The organism is Cryobacterium sp. BB736, assembly GCF_014980265.1.
In the GTDB taxonomy this organism is placed as follows: Bacteria; Actinomycetota; Actinomycetes; order Actinomycetales; family Microbacteriaceae; genus Terrimesophilobacter.
In genome coordinates, this window is sequence record NZ_JABXWQ010000001.1 from 1,308,679 (window position 1) to 1,315,301 (window position 6,623).

Annotated in this window: 6 protein-coding genes; 2 read left to right on the top strand and 4 right to left on the bottom strand. The window is 66.8% G+C overall.

All coding sequences use genetic code 11. The annotated features are described in order from the left end of the window. Nucleotides 1–63: 63 nt before the first annotated feature. A complete protein-coding gene (locus IRG63_RS06385) occupies nucleotides 64–1,275 on the bottom strand; it encodes a PLP-dependent aspartate aminotransferase family protein (protein ID WP_168626347.1) in 1,212 nt (403 codons plus the stop codon). A 132-nt stretch (nucleotides 1,276–1,407) separates the two neighbouring features. Between IRG63_RS06385 and IRG63_RS06390 the strand changes: the two genes are divergently transcribed. Further along, nucleotides 1,408–1,863: an Lrp/AsnC family transcriptional regulator gene (locus IRG63_RS06390; RefSeq protein WP_168626348.1), complete on the top strand. Its 456-nt coding sequence runs from the start codon at nucleotides 1,408–1,410 to the stop codon at nucleotides 1,861–1,863. An 18-nt stretch (nucleotides 1,864–1,881) separates the two neighbouring features. On the opposite strand, the gene IRG63_RS06395 is transcribed toward IRG63_RS06390, so the two are convergent. After that, complete coding sequence (locus IRG63_RS06395; protein ID WP_193509522.1) at nucleotides 1,882–3,147, bottom strand: DUF4032 domain-containing protein; 1,266 nt, start codon at nucleotides 3,145–3,147, stop codon at nucleotides 1,882–1,884. A gap of 17 nt (nucleotides 3,148–3,164) precedes the next feature. Then, complete coding sequence (locus tag IRG63_RS06400) at nucleotides 3,165–4,259, bottom strand: ABC transporter ATP-binding protein (RefSeq protein ID WP_168626350.1); 1,095 nt, start codon at nucleotides 4,257–4,259, stop codon at nucleotides 3,165–3,167. Nucleotides 4,260–4,426: 167 nt separating this feature from the next. Here IRG63_RS06400 and IRG63_RS06405 point away from each other — a divergent pair, with 167 nt between their 5' ends. After that, the gene (locus tag IRG63_RS06405) at nucleotides 4,427–5,353 is read left to right on the top strand and encodes a thioredoxin domain-containing protein (RefSeq protein ID WP_168626351.1); all 927 of its coding nucleotides are present in this window, start codon (nucleotides 4,427–4,429) and stop codon (nucleotides 5,351–5,353) included. Here IRG63_RS06405 and IRG63_RS06410 read toward each other — a convergent pair. Next, nucleotides 5,350–5,817 (bottom strand): isoprenylcysteine carboxylmethyltransferase family protein, encoded by a 468-nt coding sequence (locus IRG63_RS06410; RefSeq protein ID WP_193509523.1) that lies wholly within the window; start codon nucleotides 5,815–5,817, stop codon nucleotides 5,350–5,352. The genes IRG63_RS06405 and IRG63_RS06410 overlap by 4 nt on opposite strands. Nucleotides 5,818–6,623 lie beyond the last annotated feature (806 nt).

A 6,623-nucleotide genomic window follows, 5' to 3' on the forward strand; every position in this document is an offset into this window, starting at 1 on the left:
CCAAGGATGTGCTGCTGAGGCCCGACCGATTCGTGCCAGCGGCCCCACGCGCATGCGCCAAGACTATCGGTGCAGCAGCGTTGCCTTTGACTCAATCGAGGCCGCTGCCTCCAGCGCGTACCGCAGGTCCGCCCACAGGTCGTCGACGTGCTCGAGGCCGATCGAGATCCGCACGATTCCGCCGCCCGGCTTGGCTGCCGCGGCGACCGGGCGGTGGGTCAGGCTGGCCGGGTGCTGCGCGAGCGAGTCGACGCCGCCGAGCGACACCGCGTGCGTGATCAGCTTCAGCGACTCGGTGAACCGCGCCGCCGCGTCGTATCCGCCCGCCAGCTCGATCGAGATCATCGAGCCGGGGCCGGACTGCTGCCGCCCGATGAGACCCAGCGGGTCGCATCCGGGAAGCGACGGATGCATCACCCGATTCAGCGCCGGATGCTCGGCCAGCCGCCGCGCGAGTTCGGTCGCGGTCTCCTGCTGCGCGCGAACCCGGATCGGCAGGGTGCGCAGCCCACGGTGCAGCAGGTACGCCGAGAGGGGGTGGAGCACCCCGCCGGTGAGCGCGCGCACGTGCCGAAGCTTCTTCGCCCACTCCTCGTTCGTCGCCACGACACCGGCGACGACATCGCCGTGGCCGCCGAGGTACTTGGTCGCGCTGTGCAGCACGAGGGTGACGCCCAGTTCGATCGGGCGCTGCAGCACCGGGGTGGCGAAGGTGTTGTCGATGAGCACGGGCACGGCGCCAGCGGCGGCGACGACCGCGGCGATGTCGATGAGCTCGAGGGTCGGGTTGGCGGGGGACTCGATCACGACGAGGCCGGTGTCCGGCCGGATGGCGTCGGCGATCGCGTCGGCGTCGGCCCACGTCACGGTCGTGCCGACCAGCCCGGTGTCGAGCACATGGTCGGTGCCGCCATAGAGGGGGCGCACCGCGACGACGTGCGGCTTGCCGTCGGAGACGGTGGCGAGCAGGCACGCGGTGAGGGCTGCCATGCCGCTGGAGTAGGCGACAGCCGTCTCTGAGCCCTCAAGGGACGCGAGCGCCGTCTCGAAGCGGGCGACGCCCGGCTGCCAGAGGCGCTGGTAGACCGCGGACTGGCCGGGCAGCAGCGGCCCGCCGGTGGCGAGCTGTTCGTAGGCGTCGCCGCCGTGCTCGACGTCGGGCAGCGGGTTGGTGGACGACAGGTCGATCACCGGAACGTGTGAACCGCTCTCGGTGACGCCCTCCATTCCGGCGTGGACGGCGCGGGTCTCGAAGTGCTGCTGCTCAGTCGTCATGCTCAGACCGAAGCAGATTCCGCACGCGCGCGCAAGCATCCGTGCACGATCGTGAGACTATGGGCATGTTTGGCGAAGAATCTGCGCCAAGCGGCCTTCCTAGGCATCCGGCGTTGAAGAAGGGCGAAGCGCATGGACGACATCGACCGGGCGCTGCTGCGCGTGCTGTCCTCAAACGCGCGGATGTCGGGCTCTGCCCTGGCGAACGCCGTCGGAGTGGCCGAGTCGACGGTGTCGCTGCGGCTCAGGCGGCTGCGCAGCGATGGGTACCTGCGCGGCTACCGTGCCGACATCGACCTGGCGGCGCTGGGGATGACTGTGCAGGCGCTCATCTCGATTCGGCTGGTGTCGATCGAGCGAGACGACATCGAAGGATTCCGGGTGGAGGCGCCGTCCTGGCCGGGCGTGCTTGGTCTGTTCCACATGGCGGGGGCGGATGACTTTCTGCTGCACGTTGCGGCTCGCAACTCGAGCGAGCTGCGCGACTTCGTCCTCGAGCATTTGGCGGCGCATCCTGCGGTGCAGCACACCGAGACGAACCTGATCTTCGACCACGTGACCGGCTCTGGAGTCGAGTCGCTGCTCTGACCGCCGTGTTGTGCAGGACTAGACCAGGTCGCGCCAGTCGACGTGGATCGGGAGGGTGATGGCGTCGGTCGCCGGGTTGAAGACCGTCGCCTCGTCCCGGCGGTGCCGCAGCACCGTGTCGATGTACGAGGTCAGCGCCTCGGCGAGCGGGACATCCCGTTGCTCGCTTTCGGAAAGGAACCACCGGTGGTCGAGCAGCTGGTGGAAGATCTCCGCCGGTTCCAGTTTGCCCTGCAGGTCGCGGGGGATCGCACGCGTGATCGGCTCGAACACGGAGGCCAGCCACTCGTGCGCGACCATCTCCTCGTCCTCCTCGCCCGGGTGGAAGGTGGCCGCGTAGGAGTCGAGGTCGTTCAGCAGGCGCCTGGCCTGATTCTCTTGGACATCCAGCCCGGTCAGGCGCAGCAGTCGGCGCTGGTGGTGGCCGGCGTCGACGACCTTCGGCTGGATGACGACGCGAGTGCCGTCCTCGTCGGTCTTGATGGCGAGTTCCTCGATGTCGAACCCGAGCTCGTTGAGCCGCCGCACCCGTTCGGCGATGCGCCAGCGTTCGGATGACTCGAACGTCTCGGTGCCGGTGAGCTCGGTCCACAGGGTCCGGTACGCGGCGACGATGCCGTTGCTGACCTCGACCGGGTCGGTCTCCTCATCCAGCTTCCCGCCCGCGGCAAGGTCGAGCAGTTCGCCGGCGATGTTCACGCGCGCGATCTCAAGGTCGTTCTCCCGCTGGCCGTCGGAGAGCCGCGCGTGCAGGTCACCGGTCTCCGCGTCGACGAGGTAGGCGGCGAATGCGCCGGCATCTCGCCGGAACAGCGTGTTGGACAGCGACACGTCGCCCCAGAAGAACCCGATGATGTGCAGTCGCACGAGCAGCACCGCGAGGGCGTCGATGAGCCGGGTCGCGGTGTCCGGGCGCAACCGCTGCGAGTACAGCGCCCGGTAGGGGAGCGAGAACTTCAGGTGGCGGGTGACCAGCGCGGCGTCGAGCGGGTTGCCTTCGTCATCCGTTCGGTTGGTGACGTAGGCAACCGGCTCGACGCACGGCACGTCCATCCGCTGCAGCGTCCGCAGCAGGTCGTACTCGCGGCGGGCGAGTTCAGCGGAGGTCTCCTTGATGGCGACGACGTAGCCGCTCAGGTACGCGAAGCGAACCAGGTGCCGCGAGATCCCCTTCGGCAGCGCGGCAATGCTCTCCGCTGGCCACACTTCGAGCGGCAGGTCCCAGGGCAGGTCGAGCAGCCCAGTATCGGCGGTCGCCGACGTGATGTTCAGGGAAGCAGACATGTTCCCTTTCGCGCTGCTCAGTCCTTGACCGCGGGGTTCAGGCGCTGGCCGGTCTCCGTGTCGAACAGGTGGATGTGGCGCTCCTCGGGCAGGATCAGCACCTTGTCGCCCTCCACGGGGTGGTTGCGGCCGTCGACGCGCGCGACGATGTCGACCCGGCTGCCATCGACCTCGGTGTGCCCGTACAGGTAGGCGTCCGCGCCCAACTCTTCGACAAGGTCGACGTCGATCGGAAGACCGTCACCGTCGGTGGCGACCCGGACATCCTCAGGACGGATGCCGATGGTCGCCTTGTTGCCGTGCGCGCCCGCGAGGATGTCCCGCGCGACCGGGGCGACGTGGCTGCCGAACTGCACTCCGCCGTCGGCGAAGTCGACGGGGAACAGGTTCATGGCCGGGGACCCGATGAAGCCGGCGACGAACACGTTGACAGGGCTCTCGTACAGGTCGCGGGGTGTTCCCACCTGCTGCAGCACGCCGTCCTTGAGCACAGCGATGCGGTCGCCCATGGTCAATGCCTCGACCTGGTCGTGGGTGACGTAGACGGTGGTGACGCCGAGGCGGCGCTGCAGCGACGCGATCTGGGTGCGGGTCTGCACGCGCAGCTTCGCGTCGAGGTTCGACAGCGGCTCGTCCATCAGGAAGACGTGGGGCTGACGCACGATCGCGCGGCCCATCGCGACGCGCTGACGCTGACCGCCCGAGAGCGCCTTCGGCTTGCGTGCCAGGTAGGGCTCAAGGTCGAGAAGCTTCGCGGCCTCGAGGACGCGCGCTGCGCGCTCCTCCTTGGCCACGCCGGCGATCTTCAACGCGAAACCCATGTTCTCGGCGACAGTCATGTGCGGGTAGAGCGCGTAGTTCTGGAAGACCATGGCGATGTCGCGGTCTTTCGGGGGCATGTCGGTGACGTCACGCTCGCCGATCAGGATCCTGCCCTCGTTCACCTCTTCGAGGCCCGCAAGCATCCGCAGCGCGGTCGACTTGCCGCTTCCGGATGGGCCGACCATGACGAGGAATTCCCCATCGCCGACCTCGAGATTCAGGTCGCTGACCGCGGGGACGGTGGATCCGGGATAGATGCGGGTCGCGTCATCGAACGTGACTGTTGCCATTTTTTCGTTTTCTCCTTCACCGGCAGGTACGTGCCGGACGATCCGTAGTGATGGATTCGCGACGGCGCACCATCGCTTGAGGGCCATTATGGCACCGTCCGTGCTGTGAGGTCGCCCGCGCGCAAAGGCTAGGCTGGTTGGTGGAAATTCATAAAAAGCGAGGTTCCATGAGTGCCGGTTCCGGTGATTCCCATCTCTCGAAGGCAGAGCGGCGCAGCGCCGCGCGTGAGAAAGCGCGACAGCTTCGTGAGGAGCAGAAGAAGAAGGAACGGCGCAATCGCTTCCTGATCCAGGGCGGCATCATCGTCGCCATCCTTGCCGTCATCGCGGTCGTCGCGCTGGTCATCGTGAACGCTGTGCGTCCGCCCGCGTCTGGGCCGCAGAACATGCTGAGCGACGGCATCAAGATCGGCGAAAACTTCGAAGCGGTGCGCACCCCCGGACTGCGCCCGGGGGCCGAGCCCGTGCCGGCACAGACCAACGAACCCGACGTGCTCGACATCAAGATCTGGGTCGACTACATGTGCCCATTCTGCGGAGGCTTCGAGCGCGCGAACGCCGAGCAGCTGAGCCAGCTCGTGGGAAGCGGGTCGGCGACCCTCGAGGTCCACCCCATCTCGTTCCTTGACCGGGCATCCGCCGGCACCCAGTACTCGACCCGCGCGGCGAACGCCGCAGCGTGCGTCGCGAACTACTCACCCGACAAGTTCTTCGCGTTCAACCAGCTGCTGTTCGCCAACCAGCCCGAGGAGGGCACGGCCGGCCTCAGCAATGACGAGCTCATCGAGCTCACCCAGCAGGTCGGCGTTTCGCGTGCCAACGACATCGTCCAGTGCGTCGAGAGCCAGAAGTTCAAGTCCTGGGTGAAGGGCGCCACCGACCGTGCGCTGAACGGTCCGGTCGCCGGCACCGAGCTGGAGAAGATCCAAGGCACCCCGACCGTTCTGGTGAACGGGCAGCAGTACCAGTACACGGTCGACCCGCAGACGGGTGAGTTCGATCCGGATGAGTTCGCGCGGTTCCTGACGCAGGTGCTTGGTTCGCAGTTCATCGAAGAGCCGACCCCGACCCCGACGCCGCCCGCGGGAGGCTAGCGACCGCGCAGCCGGCCGATTCGCGGAAGGAAGCGTCCGACCCTGCGTGCGTATGCGGGGTAGTCCGGATGCGTTGCTGCGAGCATCCGCTCCTCCCAGCGCGCCTTGACCGCCAGCAGCACCAAGAGGGCGACGAGAGCTCCGATGTGCCATGTGGATGCGCCGAAGAGGGTCATGCCGGCGCCGACGAGGATGATCCCGGTGTAGATGGGGTTGCGCATCAGCCCGTAGACGCCGGTCGTGGCCAGTGGAGTGTGCTGCTTCGGGATCGGGCTGGGCGTGAGGGCGTCCCCGAGGCGGATGGCGGCGAGGGTGGCCAGGACGATCCCGGCTGCGCCGAGCAGCAGGGCGACCGCGACGATTGCCGGGTGCAGCGGCCACAATGACCCGTGCGGCATGAGGGCGAGCGCCGCCAGCAGGACGACTTGCGCGGCGACGATGCTCCAAGCGAGTTCACGCCTCATTTCTCGAGGGTACGCCCGGGTGAAGTGTGAGACACGCCGACTGGAACTTACTCCGCCGCGCCGACCATGAGCCAGACACCAGCCGTTTGGGAACCGCGACGGAACTGGATATGCCAGCAGCCTGGACGATCGAGAACTAGGCCCGATCCGTATTCATCGCCAGGGCGGTCGTAATTGCTTCCCTGGTGGTACTCCGGTCCCCATGCGAGCTCCGATTGAACGCCGTCTGGGCCCGCCAGCGTTACCGTCGGCTCCCCTGAACCGGTTACCCGCCAAACGACCTTCTTCACAGCGTCGGACGCGACAAGGAAATCGCCCGCTTGGATTTGACCGAACAGCTTCAGTCCGTCTTCCGACGAACCTACGATTTCTGGAGCGAAGGGCCCATCCTCAAGAACCTGTGTGGGTGAAGCACAGCCACTTAGCACGGGAACTGGGCCCTCCGATTCCCTCGATGGTCCCTGGTGAGTGCAGCCCGTAACCACAAGGGCGGCCGCGATGACGAGTGCCAGTCGACAGGAGCCAGACCCTTGGCGACTAGGCAACCGACGCAACGTCATGCGGTCCACCATCCCATGACAGGAGAGTATTGCTCCATTGCCCGGGAAATGGGCACGCTGGGCATATGCAGTGCCATTGACACCCGCGACGCCGAGAGCGCTGTGGTGCTGTGTCCTCTGAGCCCCCTGTCGGATTCGAACCGACGACCTTCGCTTTACAAGAGCAACGGTGATACAATTATTGGGTGCACACGAAAACTGTAAACCCCGCAAAAACCCCGGAAACACGGGGCAAAACAGGGCATA

What these genes read in the sequence shown, in the direction of transcription:
- IRG63_RS06410 (WP_193509523.1), bottom strand. Translation starts at nt 5,817, where the DNA reads ATGAGGCGTGAACTCGCTTGGAGCATCGTCGCCGCGCAAGTCGTCCTG.
- IRG63_RS06385 (WP_168626347.1), bottom strand. Translation starts at nt 1,275, where the DNA reads ATGACGACTGAGCAGCAGCACTTCGAGACCCGCGCCGTCCACGCCGGA.
- IRG63_RS06395 (WP_193509522.1), bottom strand. Translation starts at nt 3,147, where the DNA reads ATGTCTGCTTCCCTGAACATCACGTCGGCGACCGCCGATACTGGGCTG.
- IRG63_RS06405 (WP_168626351.1), top strand. Translation starts at nt 4,427, where the DNA reads ATGAGTGCCGGTTCCGGTGATTCCCATCTCTCGAAGGCAGAGCGGCGC.
- IRG63_RS06400 (WP_168626350.1), bottom strand. Translation starts at nt 4,259, where the DNA reads ATGGCAACAGTCACGTTCGATGACGCGACCCGCATCTATCCCGGATCC.
- IRG63_RS06390 (WP_168626348.1), top strand. Translation starts at nt 1,408, where the DNA reads ATGGACGACATCGACCGGGCGCTGCTGCGCGTGCTGTCCTCAAACGCG.